We start from the raw sequence: 18,602 nt of genomic DNA, 5'->3' as shown, positions 1-18,602 counted from the left end.
CCGCGCTTCCGTGTCACCGTCGCGGGCAGGGCAGCCATGAAACTCACCGAGGTCGGCGCGCTGGCGACGGGGGTCGCGCGGCGGGCCGCGGACGAAACCTATTACGCCACATTGGCGGTGCGCGCCGGGCTGGCCGGACCGGAGCGCCCGGACCGCCTCGCCCGGATGGCCGCCGCGGTGCTGCGCTCCGGACTGCTCGGCGGCCTGGTGACGGTCGCCGCGCTGCGCTACCGCGACCGAGCCGCCATCCTCGACGAGCGCGGCCGCGTCAGCTTCCACGAATTGGATACGCGCAGCACGGCTTTGGCGAACGCGTGGCGGGCGCGCGGCCTGCGCGACGGCGACGGTGTCGCGATCCTGACGCGCAACCATCGCGGATTCCACTACGCCGTCTTCGCCGCGGCCAAGTGCGGCGCCAGGATCGTGCTGCTCAATACCGATTTCGCCGGGCCGCAGCTGGCCGAGGTGATCGACCGCGAGGGCGTGGACCTGCTGGTCTACGATCACGAATTCGGCCGCGTCGTAGGCGATCTGGTGCCCAAGCGCGGACGGTACCGGGCCTGGGCGGATCGGCCCGGCGCGGACACGCTGGACAACCTGATCGCGAGCGGCGCGCGCACGCCGCCGCGCCGCCCGGCCACCCAGGCCCGCATCGTCCTGCTCACCAGCGGCACCACCGGCACTCCCAAGGGTGCGCCGCGCGGCGAGCCGAATTCCCTCGCACCGCTCGGCGCGATCCTCGGCAAGGTGCCGTTCCGGGCCCGCGAGATCACCGAATGCCCTGCGCCGCTGTATCACACGCTCGGATTCGCGCACGCGATCATGGCCGTCGGCTTCGGGTCGACGCTGGTGATCCGCCGCCGCTTCGACCCGCAGGCGGTACTGGACAGCCTGGACCGGCACCGGGCCACCGCGCTGATCGCGGTGCCGGTGATGCAACGCCGGATGGTGGAGCTGGGCCCGCAAGCCCGTGCCGGACACGATCTTTCGCACCTGCGCATCATCTTCGTCGCCGGCTCGCAGCTGGGTGCCGAGCTGTGCCTGCGGGTGACCGAGGCGTTCGGCCCGGTGGTCTACAACGTGTACGGCTCGACCGAGGTCGCGTACGCGACGATCGCGACGCCGGACGAATTGGCCGCCGCGCCAGGCTGTGTCGGCACGCCCGCGCCGGGCGCGACGGTGAAGATCTTCGACGACAACGATATCGAGGTGCCGCCGGGCGGGACCGGACGCATCTTCGTCGGAAACGGCTATCAGTTCGAGGGTTACACCGGCGGCGGCGACAAGCCGAGGATCGGCCGCCTGATGGCCACCGGCGATGTCGGCCATTTCGACGGGGCGGGACGGCTTTTCATCGACGGCAGAGACGACGACATGATCGTCTCCGGCGGTGAGAACGTCTTTCCCGGCGAGGTGGAGGAACTGCTCGCCGCGCATCCGGCGATCGCCGAGGTGTGCGCCTTCGGCGTCGATGACGCGCAGTACGGGCAGCGGCTGCGCACCGTCGTCGTTGTCCGGGAAGGGTTTTCACTCACCGAAGCCGAGGTCCGCGACTATGTGAAGGCACGGCTGGCCCGCTTCAAGGTGCCCCGTGACGTGCTCTTCGCCGACGAACTGCCGCGCAACCCGACCGGCAAGGTGCTCAAGCGGGTGCTGCGCGACGGGTGATCGGGCCTGCCCGGTCGGCGCCGGGCTCACGTGGCGCGGGACGTGAGCCCGACGCGGACCGTGCGGCCCGATCGGTGCTACCCGTTGTGGCACAACCCGTTCCGGCTCAACGCACGCCGGATGGTACCGGATCGCGGCCCAGTAGCCGCAGCAGCGCCTCGCGGAAGGTGGCCGGGCGGAACCGGCGCGCCCGCGGCACGGTGATCAATCCGCCCAATCCCCGTGCCACACAGGCGACAACGGTGTCGGCGACGGCCTCGGCATCGGCGATCGACCCCGCGGCGACCGTACTCACCGTGACCCCGTGCGCGGCGAATTCCTGATCCAGCGCCGCACCCAATCCGACGACCCCGTGCTTGGTCGCGCTGTACACCGCGACGCCCAAAGCGGCGGGAACACCGCCCGCGGTGCCGATATTCACGATCTGGCCGTACCCCTGTCGCACGAAACGCTCTGCGGCGAGCCGGGTTCCGGTGATCACCGCGCGCAGGTTGACATCGATCTGCCGATCGGTCTCGGTCTCCGATTCGGCGAGGAACGGCCCGGCCGGCATGACGTCGGCCGCGTTCACCAGCACGTCCAGCCCGCCGAGTTTGCGTTCGGCACAGGCGAGGAAGCTCGCGAACCGGACGCTGTCGGTGACATCGAGGAGCAACCCGACGGCGGTGCCGCCGTGGATCCGGGTGAGCTGATCGGCGATGGCGCGCACCGCGCCCGCGTCGGCATCGCCGATCGCGATATCGGCGCCCTCGGCGAGGAACGCCAGCGCGGTTTCCCGTCCGACACCGTGCGCGCCACCGGTAATCGCGATGCGTTTGCCGGCAAGTGTCTTTCTGGACATATGTTTTCGCCTGCCTCCTGTCTACTAAGACGCTAGGCGGTCGCCCTCGGCCGCTTCCATGCGATATCGGGCCAGGCTGTTGCGCATACCGGCCACCCTGGCAACCGTCCGGGCATCGAAAGCGGCGGTGCGGATGTCCTTGCGATGTCCGGCCAAAATCTTGCAGATTTCGGCCACCGGCGGGAAACCATGAACACGTGGCCGCATGGGAATGGCGTCGCTCGGTGACCAATGCCGCGATCTTGGTCGAGGTGGCCGAAGATCACGGACTGTCCCGCGCCGACAGCCTGCGCGATACCGGGATAGATCCGGTGCTGTTGAAGACGCCTGGTGCGGAGATCGTTGCGGCCCAAGAGCTTTCGTTGGTTCGCAATATCGTCGACGCCTTCGGCGACGAATACGGGCTCGGCATCGAGGCCGGTTCGCGCACCCGCATCACCACACACGGCATCTTCGCCCTCGCGGTGCTGAGCAGCCCGACCAAACGCGCGGCCTTCGAGGTGGCGATGCGCTACTTCAGCCTGATGACCTCGTTCGCGCGCGCCTGGCACGACTTCGTCGGCGACGAGGTGCACCTCTTCGTCGACGACAGCGATATTCCGGAGGATATTCGCGGATTCCTCTGCGAGCGGGATGTCGCTGCGCTGCTGATGAATTGGTTCCTGGTCTTCGGCAGTCCGCCGCCGGCCAAGCGCGGCGAGATCTCCGGCGGGCTGCGGGCCCGGCTGCTGCCGATCCTGGAGGATTTCGGAATCGAGAGCGTCGACGGCACCGGCCCGCACCTCGCGGTTTTCGACGCCACCGAAATCGACGAGCCGATGCCGAACGCAAGCCCGCTGAACGCCGCGCTGTTCGACGAGCAGTGCGCCGAACTGCTCGACCGGCGCGGGATGCGGCAGGGCGTCTCCGGAGCGGTGCGCCAGGTGCTGATGCACCGCATGAACGGCCGCATCAGCCAGGAGGATGTCGCCGCAACCCTGCACATGAGCCTGCGCACCATGCGACGCAAGCTCGCCGACGAGGGGACCTCCTATCGGCAGTTGTGCGTCGAGACCTTCGGCAACCTCGCCGAGGAACTGCTCGCCACCGGGCTCACCGTCGAGGATGTCGCCTATCGCATGGGATATTCCGGCGCGCCGAGCTTCTCCAACGCCTTCAAACAGTGGCGGGGGATGTCACCGGGGCGGTTCGCCCGCGCTGCCGCTGCCCGCGCCGTGCGCTGAATTCGGCCGCGACGATGCCGGGACTGTCGGTGCGGGATGCGAGCATGTAGGGACGGCGCGGTGACGAAAGGCGGTGCGGTGTGGCGGACTTCGTTCAGCACTACGGTGTGCTGCGCTGGTCGGTGGTCGCGGCCTTCCTGGCCGCGGCCGCGATAGTGGTCGCGCGGCTGGTGCGGCCCGCGGTCCCGGCGGGCGCGGCCGCGGCCGTGAATTCCGTTCCGGCGCACCAGGAATCCGATGCGGCCCATCTGCTGATGTGCCTGGTGATGCTCACCATGCTGATCTTCCCCGCGAGCGCGCACGCCATCGACGGCGTGCTGATCGCGATGACCGTCGTCTTCGGAATCCTGCTGGTGAGCCGGATTGCCGAGTGGCACAGCGCGGGTCGCGCGGATCCGGTCGATCGCATTCTCGCCATCGGGTATCACGTCGGCGCGGCGGCGGCCATGCTGTACGCGATGTCCGGGCACGGGCGGGGCGGCCCGGCACCGGCGCCCGCGCTCGGATTGGCGCTGGTTTTCGTGGCCGATGCCGTGGCCGTCCTCGCCGCGGCGCGCACCGGTCGGCACTGGCCCGGCCATCCCATTTCCGGATCGCCGGGCCGCTGGTCGCAGGTGCCGCATCTGGTGATGGACGCCGGGACCGCCTACATGCTGGTCGCCGCGGCCGTCGGCTGACTCACTGGCGCCAGAAGCCGATATCGCTCCAGGAGACCGTGATCGGGCCGGAACCGCTGCTGGTCTGGTACGCGCCGAACTTGTCGTAGAACTCGCCGCCGGGGGCGTTGTCGTCCTCGTAGCCGAGAGCGCCGTTGATGTACACGCGCAGAACGTGTTTCGCGGTGTCGTGCACCGTATTCACCTGCACCGGCGTGCCGTCGGTCGCGGTGCCCGCCGGTGCGATGGTCGCCCCGCCCTCCACGTTGTAGAGCCTGCGGTCGCGGTCGACGGCGAGCATGAAGTACGGGCCGTCGTCGCCGTTGAAGGTCTGTTTCAGCGAAATCCGTTCGCCGTCCATGCTTTTGATGGTGAACGTGCCCGCGAACTGGCGGATGCCGGTCGAATAGTTCTTGCCGTCGCCCGCGTAGTCGTGATAGCGCCGCTCGGCTCGTTCGGCGCCGTTCTTACATGCGCCGCCGCCGCTGTCGCCCGGACTCGACGGCAGCGTGAACGTCAGTCCGTCGACGCTGCCGCCCGCGCATTGCTGAACGTCGAAGCCGGGTGAGTCCGGTGTCCAGTTTCCCGGCTCCACCGGATCGGCCGATGCGTTCGGCGCCGACAGGAGCGCGGCGAGAAACGCGCATACCAAAAGAAACATCTTCTTCACGAGAGTGACCTTTCGCTGCCGAGCACCGGTGCCGCTGCCGGGAATCCGGTTCACGACTACGTCTCGCCGCTCGGCTCGGTCGCGGGCGAAGCCGCTGCGTCGATGCTCCGCTCGCGCACAAGTGGGCAGATGACCAAAGGGTAGGTGCGGATGCACCGCCCGATGCGGCGTTCCGGGATGCCGAAGCGGTATCGCCCGATGCCGTGTCGGTCGGGGTTGGGGGGGAAACACCGGGTTGTGACACGCCGGTCGATAGGGGATGGGTCCTCGTCAATGGGCGTACCTCCCCGTTGGCTTCGGTCGTGCGCGCGGCGGTGCCGCTAGGGAATTCCGGACGAATCGGGTGGTAGGACCAATCCGGCCGGGGTCGGCCGCCGAACACCCCGTATGCGGGCATGGAATCGGCGATGAGAATCGAGCGAGGGCTCGTGGTGGAACGGATCGCGGTGCCCGCGCCGGGTGACGCCGGTGCGGGCGGGCGGTTGCGGATGTTGCCGGCCGAGGCGGGCTCGGGCGAGCTCGATCGGCCGACAAGCCCGCCGGTGTTCGAGCCGGCGGTGCGGATACTGCGCGATCGGGCGATGGCCGAAGAGGTGACGCAGGAGGTGTATCTGCGGGTGTGGTCGGCGGCGGAGCGGTATGAGAAGCAATGGTGTGGTGGCCCGATCGGCCTGGTCGGGGAGTGTGCGGATGCTTGACGGTGTTCGATCCGAATCGGATCTGCTCGAGCTGGCGTATCCCTACGCGCTCGACGCGGTCGCCGATATCGAGCGGCGACATATCGAATCCCGGCTCGACGCGGCCGATCCCGAGATCCGGCAGGCGTTCGGCGATACAGTGCGCACGTTGCACGAGGTGCTCGCGCGGCTGGCGGTGCTCGACGAGCTGACCCCGCCCGCCCGGCTGGAGGCGCGCATCCTGGCGATGCTCGACGATCCGGCGGGCGGTTCGCGGACCCGGCGGCCCGGGCCGCCGGAGTGGCGGCGGCGCTTGGGCGCGGTGGCCCCGATAGCGGCCGCGGTGCTGCTGGTGCTCGGCGGCGGTATGGTCGCCGACCGGTTCGCCGGGCCGGATCCCGGCGCCGAGCAGCCGCGGCAGATCACCGATATGCACAGCTTGCGGGTGCTGGGCGGCGGCACGATGACGGTCGACGTCATCCGGCCGGGGCTGGCCGCGGTGATGTTCGACGGGGTCGCGCCGCCGCCGGACGGGCATATTCACCAGCTGTGGCTGGTCTCCGCGGGCGGGCGGCCGCGTTCGATCGGGATGCCCGCCGAATTGCCTTCGACGGCAAGGCCATTCGTGACGAAATTCAAGGCGGGTGACACCATTGCCGTCACGGTGGAGCCCGCGGGCGGTTCGCAACTACCTACCACGTCACCGCTCGCGGGATTTGCCCTACCGTAGCTACACCTCGACGGGAGCGTCGGCGACCACCCGGCCGCCCAGCCGGACCCAGCCGTCGGAATCCCATTCAGTGAACAGCTGCGAACCCGTGCCCTGGGTGATCCGCACCCCGCGCTGCAACAGCGCGGTGAGCGCGACGGCGGCGGCGCCGGTCGCCTCGTCCTCGGCAACTCCCATGTCGGGGGCGAACATTCGCGATCGCAGCTCGCCGCGCGCCTCGTCGATCCAGGCCCAGGCGTAGTGATGGCCCTCGGTGTAATCGTCCGGTGACAGCGCGAGCACGTCGGCTGGATCCGCCAGCTGCGCGAAGGTGAACTTCGGCGCCCAGGAGCCGCGTGCCCTGACCCAGACGAGCCCGTCGGCGAATTCGACGGCGACCGGCCCGGCGGGTACGTCCAGCGTATGCACCACCTGGCCGCGATCGGCCAGCCACCACGCCGTGCCGACGGTCGGATGTCCGGCGAACGGCAGCTCGACGGCCGGTGTGTAGATACGCACCCGCGCGATGCCGTCGACCGGATCCTGTACGAACACCGTCTCGCTGTACCCGAGCTGTTTCGCCAGGTCCTGCCGCGTGTCCTCGGCGAAATCCCCGGCCCGGGCCACCCCGAGCGCATTTCCGAATTGCCCGGCCGCGTCGGTGAATACGCGTACCACTTCGACCTGTGTGCCCATGATCGAGAAGCTTACCCGCGCTGACCGGCCCGAATGGTCGCACGAAGCAGTCCGGTAGCCAAGTAGTGGACTGCTTCGCCAAGCTCAGACGACCAGGACCCGGCGCCCGCGCGTGTGACCGGCCTGGCTGTCGATATGCGCTGCCGCGGCCTCGGCGAGCGGATACGACTTCTCGACCGGGATGCGGAGTTTCCCCCGCGCGATGAGGCGTGCGGCTTCGGTGACGGCTTCCTGCCAGTCCCCGGACTTGCCGGAGTATCGCACCCCGAAATCCGGCGCACCGAGATCGGCGATGGAGATCACCTTCCTCGGGTCCCCGGTCAACTCGACGAGCTCGCGAATCACGCCCGAACCGGCCAGATCCAGCGCCGCGTCGATCCGGCCGAGCCGCCGCACCCGCTCGACCCAGCCGTCGCCGTAGGTCGTGGCGAGGGCGCCGAGGCCGCGCAGATAATCCTGGTTCGCGGCGCCCGCGGTGCCGATCACCGCTATGCCGCGGTCGCGGGCGATTTGCAGCACCGCCGATCCGACCCCGCCGGACGCGCCGCTGACCAGCAGCGTCTGCCCCGACCGCACACCGACCTGGCCGATGATGCGCAGCGCGGTCTGCACGACGGAGGGGTAACCGGCGGCCTCTTCGAACGTCAGACCATCGGGTATCGGGGCCCAGGCCGACAGCACGGCGAATTCGGCGTAGGTGTTCGCGCCGTAGCCGAATACCTGGTCGCCGAGTCGAACCCCTTCGACATCAGCGCCGATCTCGTCCACCACTCCGGCGGCGTCATGCCCGACCCCGGCGGGCAGCTCGACCGGTCGGATCCCTTGGAGCTGTCCTGTGCGGATCCGCCAGTCGACGGGGTTGACACCCGCCGCCCGCACCGCGATCCGTATTCGGCCGCGCCCCGCATGTGGTTCCTCGGCGTCCAGGAGCCGCAATACGTCCGGCCCGCCGAACTCGGCGAAGCTCACTTTCTTCATATCTCGGCCTCTCCAGGTTCACGGTCGTGGGGCGGTGGTGTGCATCCAGTGGCTGAACGCCGCGTAGCGTTGCGCGGATTCCGCTGGGCCGTCGGCATTTTCGACCTCGTCGGCCCATTCGCGCACCCGCTCGAAGCGCGGTATGCGCAGTTGTTCGTAGGCGCCGAGGGCCGCGCGCAGGGTCGGCGCGGTGTCCAGTGCGTCGCGGAGCACGCCGACGTCCTCGATGCCGAGGGTGCCGCCCGCAGCGATATGCGGCGAAATGCCATGTGCGGCATCGCCGATCAGCGCGACGCGATGGCTCGTCCAGCGGGGTAGCGCGGGCACGACCATGATCTGGTTCTCCAGGATGTCCGCTTCGGGGGTGGCGGCGATCATGCGCAGCAGCTCCTCGTGCCAACCGCTTTCGGCGAGGTTGCGGGCGCGCTCGAGCGCACGGTCCCGCTTGCTGCCGGTGCGCGTCCCCGCCTCGAATTGGTTGACGAACCACATGGTTTCGTGTGCGGTGATGCGGGAGTACCCGCCGCGGGTGCGTTTTCGCCCGATGGTGAGCACGGTGCCTTCGGGTCGCTCGTCGCCCGCCGGGACGATGGCGCGCCAAGCGATATTGCCCGCATGCGGTCGGGCCTCGGTGCCGGGCAATAGCTGGGCGCGCACCCGGGAGTGGACGCCGTCGGCGCCGACGAGCAGGTCCGCGCGCACGTCGTCCCCGTTGCCGAGGTGGACGACGATCTCGTCGTCGGTCTCGGTGTAGCCGATCAACCGCGCGCCGAGGGTGATCCGGTCCCGGCCGACGGCATCGGCGAGCGCGGCGTTGAGTTCCGCGCGGGGGACGAGCAGGTATCGGTAGGCGAGGTCGTCGTAGTCCGCGGATCGCAGCGCGCGGCCGGTGGGATCGAAGAACCAGGCATCGACCTCGCGCCCCATAGCCCGGACCTCGGCGCCGATCCCGAACCGGTCGAATTCGCGAAGTGCGTTGGGCCACAGGCCGATACCCGCCCCGGCGACCCGGATCTCCGGGGCCTGTTCGAGGACCGTGACCTGATGTCCGCTCCGGCGCAGCGACGCCGCGGCGGTAAGCCCGACCAGGCCCCCTCCGGCTATGGCGGCGCGTATCACTCTCGTCATGCCATCGACGTTAACACTAACGGTTAGTGTTTTGTAACTGGTGCGCTTTTGAACCTGGTAGGGTAAAAGGGTGACTGCGCCGACCGGTCGGCGGGAGCGTAAGAAGGCCGCGACCCGCCAGAAGATTGCCGACACCGCCCTGCGGTTGTTCCTGGAACGCGGCTACGAGGCAGTGGGCATCCGTGATGTCGCGGCCACGGCCGATGTCGCCGTCACCACGCTGTTCTCCCATTTCGTCTCGAAAGAGGCCCTGGTTTTCGAGCAGGACCAAGATTTCGAGCAACGCCTGACGCTGGCGGTCACCGCTCGGCCGTCCTCCGAGCCGCTCATCCCCGCGCTGTGCCGGGAGATGCACGCCATAGTGCGACATTGTGCGGGTGAGGGCGCCGCCCCGATCCGGCGGATGATCGACGCGTCACCCGCCCTGCGCGAATACGAGGAATCCATGCGGCTGCGCCATGCCGAATCGCTGGCGGCGGCCATCGCCACCGACCTCGGCCTGCCGCACGCCACGACGGCCTGCCGGACCATCGCCCGATTCGTGATCGACGCCTTTTCGCTGGCCCGCCAGAGCACCGCCCCTCCAGCGGCAGTGGATGAGATCTTCCGAATGATCGAGGCGGCTTGGCAGGTCGCCAACCCCGGTCGACCCGCCTGAGTTCCGGCTGCAACGAGCCGCCTCGGCTGTGTTGCGGCGCAAGGGAATTCGGCCGTATCCGGCGAAAATCGTTGGGTAGGAGCCTGAACCGGCGCCCGGACGTCTATTGGTCCGGGTGATCCGGTGGCCGTGGATATTTCACACTTCGAGATCTTCCTCGATGCCCTTGAGGCGGTGGCGGGCCAGGGCGAGGTTGGCGCGGCCTCGGTCGAGGGCGAGGTAGAGGAACAGGCCCTTGGATTTGCGGCCGGTCATCGGACGGATCAGGTGGTATTGGCCGGTCAGGGAGATCAGGATGTCCTCGATCTCCTCGTTGAGGCCCAATTGATCGATGGTGCGCAGCTTGGCGCGCACCACTTCGGTATTGCCCGCGGCGGCCACTTGCAGGTCAAGGGTTTTGGAGCTGCCGAGCATGCCGAGCGCCATACCGCTGTTGTAGTCGACGACCGCCGCGCCCAGGGCACCGTCTATCACCATCATGTCTTTCAGCGCCAAATCCATATTGGACATATTCATTCCTCTCGATCTTTTTTCACTGCTTGGTCTTTGGTGAGTCCGTTGCCGCCGGACGTCAGATGTTCGGCGATGGCGCGCACCGCGGGCCGCGCCTCCAGATGCAGCCGGCCGACGTTCACATCGGGCTCCGCGAGCACGGTCAACGCGGTCCAACCCGCCGCGTAGATCACCACATTGCCCCCGGTGCCGCGGACGACGACCTCGTGCAGGCCGCCGCCGTGCGCGGCATTGGCCAGTCGATGCGAGAGCGAAAGCTGCGAGGCGGATATCGCGGCCATGGTGTTGGGTTCGATATCGTGCGGCAGATCGTGGGCGACGAGCAGCCCGTCGCTGGAGGCCACGAGCGCGCCGGTCAGCCGCGGTACGCGCTCGCGTAGCGCCTGCAACTCCGCGAGCACCGCCGCGTTCGGTTCGGGTCCGGACATGGCCACCTTCGTCAACCTTCCCATCAGTTCGCCGAATTTCCTTCGCACGATCAGGCGAGCCCCTCCAGTGCCGCCCGCAGGCGGATCAGTGTGTTGTGGTCGACCGGCGCCCACCGGTCCGGCATGGGATCCGGCGCGGCATGGCGGGCGCGGCGGCGCGGCAGCGTTTCGGTCTCGGGGCGGGCGGGTGTCGCCGGTTCGGTGATCGCGGCGGGCAGCGGCGGTTCGATCAGTCCGGCGGCGGTCAGCGCGCGCACCGCGAGCAGGCATCCGTAGGTGGTGCGGCCGAGTTCGCGGGCCAGGGCGGCGATAGTGCGCCGGGCGTCCGCCGCGGCGAGCACCTCGACCTGGCCGCCGGTCAATACCAGGCGCCGGCGCCGGATCCGGTGGACCGGTACGACGGGTGCGCGATCGATCAGGTCCACCGGCCACGGCCCCGCAGCCGGATCGCCGCGCCGCGCGCATTCGCGTACCAGCGCGCGCGGCGGAATATGGCAGGCCGCGGCGAGCCAGTGCGGCGGCGTCGGCTGGAATTCGGGCGCCGACGGCGTGGCGAGCAATAGATACGCCGCGTCGAAAACCGAAAGCAGCGCAAGGCTTTCCAACCGAGGCACGCCGGTCAACTCATGGGGCGAGCCGGTTCTGGCCCGGAGCAGATCGGCCGCGGACGCCACCCCCGCCGCGACGGCGAGCCGTTCCAGTCCCGGGGTGCGGCGGCAGTCGGCCGCCGCCACCATGCCGGATACCAGATGAAATGCGCCGTCGCCCGCCCGGAGAATTCCGGTGCACCGCTCCATTTCCAGCCGCTGCAGCTCCGCCGCGAGTTTGCTCAAGGACGATCCTCGGCAAATTCCGCGAGAATTCCGCGTATCCGGAAACGCGCCATCGCCAGATTTCCGGTTTCGTCGTCGAACAGGACATGTACGAAAAGCCGGCCGTCGAAGTCGCCGTGCACCAGATTCAGTAGGTGATATCCGCGGGCCGCGCAGACGATGATCTCCGCGACATCGTCGTCCGGATTGCCGGTCGCCAGCGCGGGGCAGCCGAGCACGGCCCGCACCACATCCGTTGTGGTAGCGGCGTCTTCGTGCTGATCAACCAGTCCGTGCCGGCCCGAAGCGGCGATCGCGAGACCGCTCAGGCCGTCCACCAGGGTCACGCTGCGTGCACCGGGAATGTCCATGATGCGCTGCATGCAGCCATCGATACCGATCACCGTGTCACCAATTGTTATAAGTGCAAAGTTTTAACGCACCCAGACGCTACACACGATTGCCGAGTGGTGTCCAGCAAATGCGAGTCGAATTCCCGCCGATGCGCTATTTCCAGTGCAAACGAGATAAGAATACCCCGCAGTATTCAATACCATTCGGTATTCAATACTTTCCGGTTCCGGCATTCGGGTGCAGAATCGCACTGATGTGCGCGCCGGATGCGGGAGGTGGCCGGGTGGACCGGTACGAGGTCAGGAAGTTCCACAGCTGCGAGTTCTGCGGCACCGAGGAGGTCGTGCTCGGCGGCCCTTTCCGCACCCGCGCCGCGGCCGAGGCGGCCGCCGAGGCCGACGCGCACCGCACCCTGACCTGGACCTGGTTCCGTGCGGCAGGGGAGTGGCCGCTGTGGTCGGACCCGGAGGACGGCACCTGGACCTACCACATCTACGGCCCCGCCGTGCCGAACGGCGAAGCGGCGCAGTGAAGTTCACCTCGCGGTGACGAAACCCTTCGCGACCAGCCAGTCTCGGGCGACGTCGGCGGGTTCGCGACCGTCGACGTCGACCTGCCGGTTGAGTTCGGTGGCGGTTTCGTTGGTGAGCAGCGCGGAGATCGGGGCCATGATGGCGGCGATGCGTGGGTGCGCGTCCGCGACCGCCTTCCGGATCACCAGCGCCGCATTGTATTTCGGGAAGAAGCCGCGATCGTCGCGCAGCGGTTGCAGATCGAGGGCGCCGATGCGGCCGTCGGTGGTCGCCACCGAGCCGAACCGGCACTGGTTCGCATCGGCCACCGCCTGGTAGACGATCGGGTCCAGCACGATCTGCTTGCGCACCTTGCCGGGGTCGATGCCGTACCTCTTCGCCATTCCGGGGAATCCGTCTTGGCGCACATTGAATTCCGTGCCGACGCAGGTGGTCGCCGCCGCGGGATCGGTGTCGATCAACCTGGCGTAGTCCGACAGCGTCGTGACACCGGTCTCGGCCGCGACCCGCTTGCTGGTGGCGATCGCGTAGGTGTTGTTCATCGGCGCGACATCCGCCCAGACAATGCCGTGTCGCGTGCGGTCGGCGTCGCGGACGGCCTCGAACTGCTGGGTCTCGTCCTGGATCGGCGACTCGTTGCCCAGATAGTTCATCCATCCGGTGCCGGTGTAGTCGTAGGCGATATCCACCTGGCCGTGTAATTCCGCGTCGCGCAGGCTGTTCGAGCCCTCGATATTGGTCAGGTCGCGGATGTTCGCGCCCGCGGCCGACAGCGCGAATTCGATCAAATAGCCGAGGATGTTCTGCTCGGTGAAATCCTTCGAGCCGACGGTGATCGGCACGCCCGCCAGATCCGGATCCGGCCGGATACTGCCCGGACCCACCTGCAGCGGCATCGCGCCGCCGGACTGCAGGCCGCAGCCCGCGAGCAGCAGAACCGCTGTGGCGCAGGCGATCGCGCGCAGCAGCCGGGCCGGTGCGCGCCTCATCGCAGCCCCTTCGGTCCGATGAACCGCTCGGCCAGCGCGCCGAGCCAGTCGACGAGCAGGGCCAGCGCGACGGCGAGCACCGCGCCGAGTACCAGCGTGACATTGTCGCGCAGCTTGTAGCCGGTATCGATGAGTATGCCCAGACCGCCCGCGCTCACCAGGAACGAAAGCGTGGCCGTGCCGACCGCGAGCACCAGCGAGGTGCGCAACCCGGCCAGGATGTAGGGCACCGCGAGCGGAAATTCGATGCGGCGCAACACCGTCGCGGCCGACATACCCTGCCCCCGGCCCGCGTCGATCAGCGCCCGGTCCACCTGCTGATAGCCGAGGATGGTGTTGCGCAGCACCGGAAGCAGCGCGTAGAACGCGATCGGCGCGACGCCGACCCAGAAGCCGGTCGTGCGGGTGGCCAGATAAGTGAGCACGATGAGACCGATCGCCGGGGCGGCCGCGCCGAGATTGGCGATCGCCACGAAAAACGGTGCGAGACGGCGAAATCGGGCCCGGGTCAGCAGCGTGCCGAGCGGCACCGCGACCGCGAGCACGATCGCCGCGACGGTCGCGCTGATCACCACGTGCTGCCAGGTCGTCGTCGCGATATTGCGGATGTTGACGCTGGCCCGCTGGGTGGCGGTGAGGTCGCGGTCGAAGGCCCAGCCGAGCACGCCCGCGGTGAGCACGACGACCACCGCGGGCTGGGCGAACATCCGCAGCCGCTCCGCGCGCCGGGAATCGGTTGCGGAGGTGGCGATTTGAGCCATCATGGCACGTCCTCGCCAGCGCTCGATGGTGCTGTGCCCACGATTCCCTCACTGTGCTCGGTCACGGTGGCCCCGGCGCCCCGCAGCGCCGACAGCTCACCGACCAGCGTGTCGATGGTGACGATGCCCGCGTACTCGCCGTGGCCGCCGGTGACGACGGCGGTCGCGCACTGTTGGGTCAGCAGCGCGGCGAGCGCGTCCTGCAGCGTCGACCGCAGCGAAAGCGGTTCGCCGATAGGCGATCCCACATCGCGCAGCGAGCTCACGCCGTCGAGGTGTTGGGCGGAGACCCAGCGCAGCGGTCGCCGCTGTCCGTCGAGGACGAGGCCCCACGGCCAATCGGCCGCGGCGAGTTCGGCGCGCAGCGGCTCGACCGGATCGTCCTGCGTCGCAACCGGACACCGGCCGAGTTCGACATCGCGCACCCGGATCAGCGTGAGCTGTTTGAGCGAGGCGTCCGCCCCGGCGAATCCGGCCACCGTCTCGTCGGCGGGCGCGGCCAGGATCGCCGCGGGTGTGTCGTACTGCAGAATGCGGGATCGGTTGCCCAGCACCGCGATCCGGTCGCCGAGTTTCACCGCCTCGGTGAAGTCGTGTGTGACGAAGACGATCGTCTTGCCCAATTCCGCCTGCAGCCGCAGCAATTCGTCCTGCAGCAGCCCGCGGGTGATCGGATCCACCGCGCCGAACGGCTCATCCATCAGCAGCACCGGCGGATCCGCGGCGAGCGCGCGGGCCACCCCGACCCGCTGCTGCTGCCCGCCCGACAGCTGGCGCGGATAGCGGCCGCGGAACGTATCCGGTTGCAGGCCGACCAATTCCAGCATCTCATCGACCCGGTCGCGGATCCGTTGCCGCGGCCAGCCCAGCAGTTCGGGCACCGTCGCGACGTTCTTCGCGACGGTCATATGCGGGAAGAGCCCGGCCTGCTGAATGGAATAGCCGATGCCGCGGCGCAATTCGTTCGGGTTCAGCGAGATGACGTCGCGGCCGCCGACCGTGATGCCGCCCGAGGTCGGCTCGATCAGCCGGTTGATCATCCGCATGGTGGTGGTCTTGCCGCAGCCGGACGGGCCGACCAGCACTACGATCTCGCCGGCCGGGATCCGCATCGAGACCGATTCGACCGCTGGATCGCGTTGTCCCGGATAGTGTTTGGTGACGGCGTCGAGCACGATCTCGACCCCGGACGTGACGGCGTCAGTCACGGATCCCCCTCGCGGTGGTGAAATGCCCGACGAGCACGTAGATCCCGTCGAGGAGCAGTGCCAGCAGCACCACCAGTACGGTGCCCGCCAGCGCCTGCGGTACCGCGTTCGGGCTGCCGAGCCGGGACAGTCCGGAGAAGATGAGATTGCCGAGGCCGGGCCCCTTGGCGTATGCGGCGATCGCGAGAATCCCCATGATCATCTGAGTGCTGATCCGCATGCCGGTGAGAATCGACGGCCAGGCCAGCGGCAGCTCGATCCGGGCGAGCACCCGCAGCCGGTTCATGCCGACGCCGCGGGCCGCGTCGACGACGGCCGGATCCACCGCCGCGAGCCCGACCAGCGTATTGCGCAGAATCGGCAGCAGGGCGTATATCACCAGCGCGGTGACGGTCGGCGCGACGCCGAGGCCGAGCACCGGTATCAGCAGGCCGAGCAGTGCGAACGACGGGACGGTGAGGATGGCGCTGGCCGCCGCCGTCGCCAGCGCCGACCCGAGCGGGCTGCGGTAGACCAGCACGCCGAGCAGCACCGCGACGATGGTGGCCACCAGCACCGATTGCACGACCGCGGAGACGTGCAGGTAGGAGTCGATGAGCAGCTGATGCCGCCGGTTGACGATGAACTTCCACAACGTGTCCAGGGTCGTAACCTCCCCGTCGCTCAATGCCTTTCGGAGACTAGCGCGAGCGACGGCGCCTCCGGTGCGAAACCGGGTGGTCCGATAAATGACTTGTGCCTATCTTCATCAGGTCATAACCTAATGATCGTAGGAAGGAGGGTGGATGTCACCCAGGGCAGGTCTGACACCGGAACGCATCGTGCGCACCGCGGCCGAACTCGCCGACGAGATCGGCTTCGAGAAGCTCACGCTGTCGGCGGTCGCGCGCAAATTCGGGGTGAAGGATCCGAGCCTGTATGTGCACGTGCGGAATCTGCACGATCTGCGGATGCGGGTGGCGCTGCTCGCCGGCACGGAACTGAACGACCGGATCGGCGTCGCCATCGCCGGGCGGTCCGGCAAGGATGCGATGGTCGCCTTCGCCGACGCCTACCGGGCCTATGCGCTCGAGCATCCGGGCCGGTACGCCGCGACGCAGATCCGGATGGATCCCGCCGAGATCGCCGATGAACCCGCGCTGCGGCGCAGCGTCGACCTCACCGCGTCGATGCTGCGCGGCTACGAACTCGCCGAGGACGATGCCCTCGACGCGGCGCGCCTGCTGCGCAGCGCCTTTCACGGCTTCGCGACCCTGGAGGCGCAGGGCGGCTTCGCCCACTCCCGGCCTACCGACATCAGCTGGCGGCACATGCTCGACGCGTTACATCTGACGCTGTCGCGGTGGCCGTCGGCATCCGATCAGACATCAGCCGCGAAAGAATCTTCATGAAACCCGTTACCGAACAAGATATTCGAGCGTCCTTCGTCAACTGCTCCAAGGGCGACGCCAAGCGGCTGCCCATCCCACGTGACCTCGCCGAAAAGCCTTGGGAAGACCTGGATTTCCTCGGCTGGACCGACCAATCCATGCCGGGTCGCTCCTATCTCGTCGTCCCGCAGGCGGATCGGCTGCTCGGCGTCGCGATGCGCTACGAGACCGGCGGCTCCGGCCGCACCCAGATGTGCGCCATCTGCCTGACCACGCACACCGCGCACGGCGTCTCGCTGATGACCGCGGCCAAGGTCGGCGAATCCGGGCGGCTCGGCAACTCCGTCGGCACCTACATGTGCACGGATCTGGCGTGTTCGCTGTACGCGCGCAACAAGAAACGCCCCGCGCTCGGCGCGCGGTACCGCGAAGACCTCACACCCGATGAGAAGGCCGAACGCGTGCGCACCAACCTCGATGGGTTCCTTACCCGGCTCTACAGCTGAGCCAGCTCCTCGCGCACGATCGCGGCCATCGCCTGTGGTAGCCAATCCACCACCGCCCGAGCGTATTCCGGGTCGTGGCGGATTCTGATACGGAACAGGGCGTCGGTCTGTCCGCTCAGCGCGCCGTTGCCGAGTAGCCAGAACGCCCGGCGCGGGCGGAGTTCGACGACCTTCGCCAATGCCTCGTCGACGTGCTCGTCACCCGCGAGGTGGGTCAGTTCGGCATCGCCTTCGTGGGTGTCGAGCTCGAGGAGCATCGTCGCGATTCCCTTGCGTGCCTCGGGATCTCGGGTCCGTCGGTAGAGGGTGCCCAGGATGGGCGGGACGTCCAGGCCGAGGTTCACCCCGAGGCTGTACCGGATCCGCGGGTCGCCATCGATGATTCGTGGCGCGATCCGGTCGACCAGCGCATGCGCCAGATCGATGTCGCGGACGGTCGTCAGCAGTCGTGCGGCCGCCAACTCGTCCGATACCGCCCAGCCTGTCAGCTCGATATCGGCGGCGACCCAATCCTGTTCCGTCGGAACGAGATACGAGGCGGCCAGCCGGGCGTGCGCGCTGCGGGTCCGGATCGCCGCCAAGCGGGTTCGCGCCTCGGCGTACTCGTCGTCGGTGGCCGCGGCGAGAAGTTCCCGCAGCTCGCGGATATGTGGGTCGAGGAGTTCGGTGGTGCCGAATATCGGCAGTGGAATCGGTGCTTCCTGATCGAGCGTGCCTACCTTCGCTTTTCGATGGTCTGTCAAGGTCAGTTCCGACAGCAGCGCCATGGTTTGAGCGGCGTATGGCAAGCCGTGGTTGGCGGCCAAGTAGTGGGCCAGACTCGGGGACGTTGTCACCTGTGCCAGGAAAAGCCCTGCCGCGGCGGCGGACTCGGGCCGTGCCGAGTCGGGATCGCGCAGGTAGGAGTCGGCGAGTTCGTAGAGTGTCGTGTCGTCGTCAGGGAACAGTTGCCGCAAGCAGTCGAGCCGTTCGGGCAAATCCCCGAGCCATTCGGTGATTTCCGCGACCAGTTCGGCGAGCACGGGGCGCTCCACCGCGGGGCCGTGACCGCGAATCGGTGTGGCCAACTTCCACCATCCAGCGGGAACCGTTTCCGCCTCCGGCTCGCCCTGCAGATCATCGATGCTCATGGATTCCCCTCCCGTTGTCGGCGGCACCCCAAACCGCTCGACCGCGACAATAGTCCATGGATCCGGCGACCGGCCGAACAGCACACTGCCCCCG

General features: G+C 68.4%; 23 protein-coding genes. 9 read left to right on the top strand and 14 right to left on the bottom strand.

All coding sequences use genetic code 11. The features are described 5' to 3' along the window. Positions 1-36: 36 nt before the first annotated feature. Entirely contained in the window at positions 37-1,668 is a 1,632-nt protein-coding gene (locus F5544_RS30130; protein ID WP_167476310.1) for an acyl-CoA synthetase, read from the top strand. 106 nt (positions 1,669-1,774) lie between these two features. Here the strand turns inward: F5544_RS30130 and F5544_RS30125 are convergent, their stop codons facing one another. Continuing rightward, entirely contained in the window at positions 1,775-2,509 is a 735-nt protein-coding gene (locus F5544_RS30125; RefSeq protein WP_167476309.1) for an SDR family NAD(P)-dependent oxidoreductase, read from the bottom strand. A 197-nt stretch (positions 2,510-2,706) separates the two neighbouring features. On the opposite strand from F5544_RS30125, the gene F5544_RS30120 reads away from it, so the two are divergent. Together F5544_RS30120 and F5544_RS30115 are read left to right on the top strand one after the other, a co-directional pair. Next, a complete protein-coding gene (locus F5544_RS30120) occupies positions 2,707-3,732 on the top strand; it encodes an AraC family transcriptional regulator (protein ID WP_238846738.1) in 1,026 nt (341 codons plus the stop codon). A gap of 80 nt (positions 3,733-3,812) precedes the next feature. After that, positions 3,813-4,409: a DUF5134 domain-containing protein gene (locus F5544_RS30115; RefSeq protein WP_167476308.1), complete on the top strand. Its 597-nt coding sequence runs from the start codon at positions 3,813-3,815 to the stop codon at positions 4,407-4,409. A gap of 1 nt (position 4,410) precedes the next feature. On the opposite strand, the gene F5544_RS30110 is transcribed toward F5544_RS30115, so the two are convergent. Beyond that, entirely contained in the window at positions 4,411-5,058 is a 648-nt protein-coding gene (locus tag F5544_RS30110) for a hypothetical protein (protein ID WP_203217377.1), read from the bottom strand. 407 nt (positions 5,059-5,465) lie between these two features. Here F5544_RS30110 and F5544_RS30105 point away from each other — a divergent pair, with 407 nt between their 5' ends. Beyond that, positions 5,466-5,756 carry a sigma factor gene (locus F5544_RS30105; protein ID WP_238846737.1) on the top strand — a complete coding sequence of 97 codons (291 nt, stop codon included), beginning with the start codon at positions 5,466-5,468 and terminating at the stop codon, positions 5,754-5,756. Continuing rightward, positions 5,749-6,465, top strand: coding sequence for an anti-sigma factor (locus tag F5544_RS30100; RefSeq protein WP_167476306.1), 717 nt, complete (start codon positions 5,749-5,751; stop codon positions 6,463-6,465). The genes F5544_RS30105 and F5544_RS30100 overlap by 8 nt, the downstream gene beginning before the upstream one ends. Here F5544_RS30100 and F5544_RS30095 read toward each other — a convergent pair whose 3' ends face one another. From F5544_RS30095 to F5544_RS30085, 3 genes are all read right to left on the bottom strand, one after another. Beyond that, entirely contained in the window at positions 6,466-7,140 is a 675-nt protein-coding gene (locus F5544_RS30095) for a PhzF family phenazine biosynthesis protein (RefSeq protein ID WP_167476305.1), read from the bottom strand. It abuts the gene before it with no gap. Positions 7,141-7,224: 84 nt separating this feature from the next. Next, positions 7,225-8,118 (bottom strand): NADP-dependent oxidoreductase, encoded by an 894-nt coding sequence (locus F5544_RS30090; protein ID WP_167476304.1) that lies wholly within the window; start codon positions 8,116-8,118, stop codon positions 7,225-7,227. 18 nt (positions 8,119-8,136) lie between these two features. Beyond that, a complete protein-coding gene (locus F5544_RS30085; protein ID WP_238846736.1) occupies positions 8,137-9,246 on the bottom strand; it encodes an FAD-dependent oxidoreductase in 1,110 nt (369 codons plus the stop codon). 70 nt (positions 9,247-9,316) lie between these two features. Here F5544_RS30085 and F5544_RS30080 point away from each other — a divergent pair, with 70 nt between their 5' ends. Further along, positions 9,317-9,904 carry a TetR/AcrR family transcriptional regulator gene (locus F5544_RS30080; RefSeq protein ID WP_167476303.1) on the top strand — a complete coding sequence of 196 codons (588 nt, stop codon included), beginning with the start codon at positions 9,317-9,319 and terminating at the stop codon, positions 9,902-9,904. Positions 9,905-10,042: 138 nt separating this feature from the next. Here F5544_RS30080 and F5544_RS30075 read toward each other — a convergent pair whose 3' ends face one another. Genes F5544_RS30075 through F5544_RS30060 form a run of 4 tightly spaced genes read right to left on the bottom strand, consistent with a single transcriptional unit; the run spans position 10,043 to position 12,061 of the window. Continuing rightward, a complete protein-coding gene (locus F5544_RS30075; protein WP_167476302.1) occupies positions 10,043-10,414 on the bottom strand; it encodes a hypothetical protein in 372 nt (123 codons plus the stop codon). A gap of 2 nt (positions 10,415-10,416) precedes the next feature. Continuing rightward, on the bottom strand, positions 10,417-10,869 hold the full coding sequence (locus tag F5544_RS30070) for a roadblock/LC7 domain-containing protein (RefSeq protein WP_203217376.1): 453 nt from the start codon (positions 10,867-10,869) through the stop codon (positions 10,417-10,419). Between the two features lie 26 nt (positions 10,870-10,895). Next, positions 10,896-11,678, bottom strand: a complete 783-nt coding sequence (locus F5544_RS30065) for a hypothetical protein (RefSeq protein ID WP_238846735.1) — start codon at positions 11,676-11,678, stop codon at positions 10,896-10,898. Next, positions 11,675-12,061: a hypothetical protein gene (locus F5544_RS30060; RefSeq protein WP_167476301.1), complete on the bottom strand. Its 387-nt coding sequence runs from the start codon at positions 12,059-12,061 to the stop codon at positions 11,675-11,677. The genes F5544_RS30065 and F5544_RS30060 overlap by 4 nt, the downstream gene beginning before the upstream one ends. 203 nt (positions 12,062-12,264) lie before the next feature. Here F5544_RS30060 and F5544_RS30055 point away from each other — a divergent pair, with 203 nt between their 5' ends. After that, positions 12,265-12,543 (top strand): hypothetical protein, encoded by a 279-nt coding sequence (locus F5544_RS30055; protein ID WP_167476300.1) that lies wholly within the window; start codon positions 12,265-12,267, stop codon positions 12,541-12,543. 3 nt (positions 12,544-12,546) lie between these two features. Here F5544_RS30055 and F5544_RS30050 read toward each other — a convergent pair whose 3' ends face one another. The 4 genes from F5544_RS30050 to F5544_RS30035 are packed head-to-tail and all read right to left on the bottom strand — an operon-like array spanning position 12,547 to position 16,145. Then, entirely contained in the window at positions 12,547-13,533 is a 987-nt protein-coding gene (locus tag F5544_RS30050) for a glycine betaine ABC transporter substrate-binding protein (protein ID WP_167476299.1), read from the bottom strand. Beyond that, a complete protein-coding gene (locus F5544_RS30045) occupies positions 13,530-14,297 on the bottom strand; it encodes an ABC transporter permease (protein WP_167476298.1) in 768 nt (255 codons plus the stop codon). Before F5544_RS30045 ends, F5544_RS30050 begins: the two co-directional genes overlap by 4 nt. After that, positions 14,294-15,502: an ABC transporter ATP-binding protein gene (locus tag F5544_RS30040; RefSeq protein ID WP_167476297.1), complete on the bottom strand. Its 1,209-nt coding sequence runs from the start codon at positions 15,500-15,502 to the stop codon at positions 14,294-14,296. The genes F5544_RS30045 and F5544_RS30040 overlap by 4 nt, the downstream gene beginning before the upstream one ends. Further along, positions 15,495-16,145 carry an ABC transporter permease gene (locus F5544_RS30035; protein WP_167479568.1) on the bottom strand — a complete coding sequence of 217 codons (651 nt, stop codon included), beginning with the start codon at positions 16,143-16,145 and terminating at the stop codon, positions 15,495-15,497. The genes F5544_RS30040 and F5544_RS30035 overlap by 8 nt, the downstream gene beginning before the upstream one ends. Before the next feature lie 142 nt (positions 16,146-16,287). Between F5544_RS30035 and F5544_RS30030 the strand changes: the two genes are divergently transcribed. Together F5544_RS30030 and F5544_RS30025 are read left to right on the top strand one after the other, a co-directional pair. Next, complete coding sequence (locus F5544_RS30030) at positions 16,288-16,893, top strand: TetR/AcrR family transcriptional regulator (protein WP_167476296.1); 606 nt, start codon at positions 16,288-16,290, stop codon at positions 16,891-16,893. After that, entirely contained in the window at positions 16,890-17,378 is a 489-nt protein-coding gene (locus F5544_RS30025) for an FBP domain-containing protein (RefSeq protein WP_167476295.1), read from the top strand. The genes F5544_RS30030 and F5544_RS30025 overlap by 4 nt, the downstream gene beginning before the upstream one ends. On the opposite strand, the gene F5544_RS30020 is transcribed toward F5544_RS30025, so the two are convergent. Next, a complete protein-coding gene (locus F5544_RS30020) occupies positions 17,369-18,508 on the bottom strand; it encodes a hypothetical protein (RefSeq protein WP_167476294.1) in 1,140 nt (379 codons plus the stop codon). The two genes, F5544_RS30025 and F5544_RS30020, sit on opposite strands and share 10 nt — an antisense overlap. Positions 18,509-18,602: the final 94 nt, after the last annotated feature.

The organism is Nocardia arthritidis, assembly GCF_011801145.1.
Taxonomy (GTDB): Bacteria; Actinomycetota; Actinomycetes; order Mycobacteriales; family Mycobacteriaceae; genus Nocardia; species Nocardia arthritidis_A.
The sequence above is the reverse complement of the archived record's forward strand: the minus strand, read 5'-3'. Positions and strand labels throughout refer to the sequence as shown.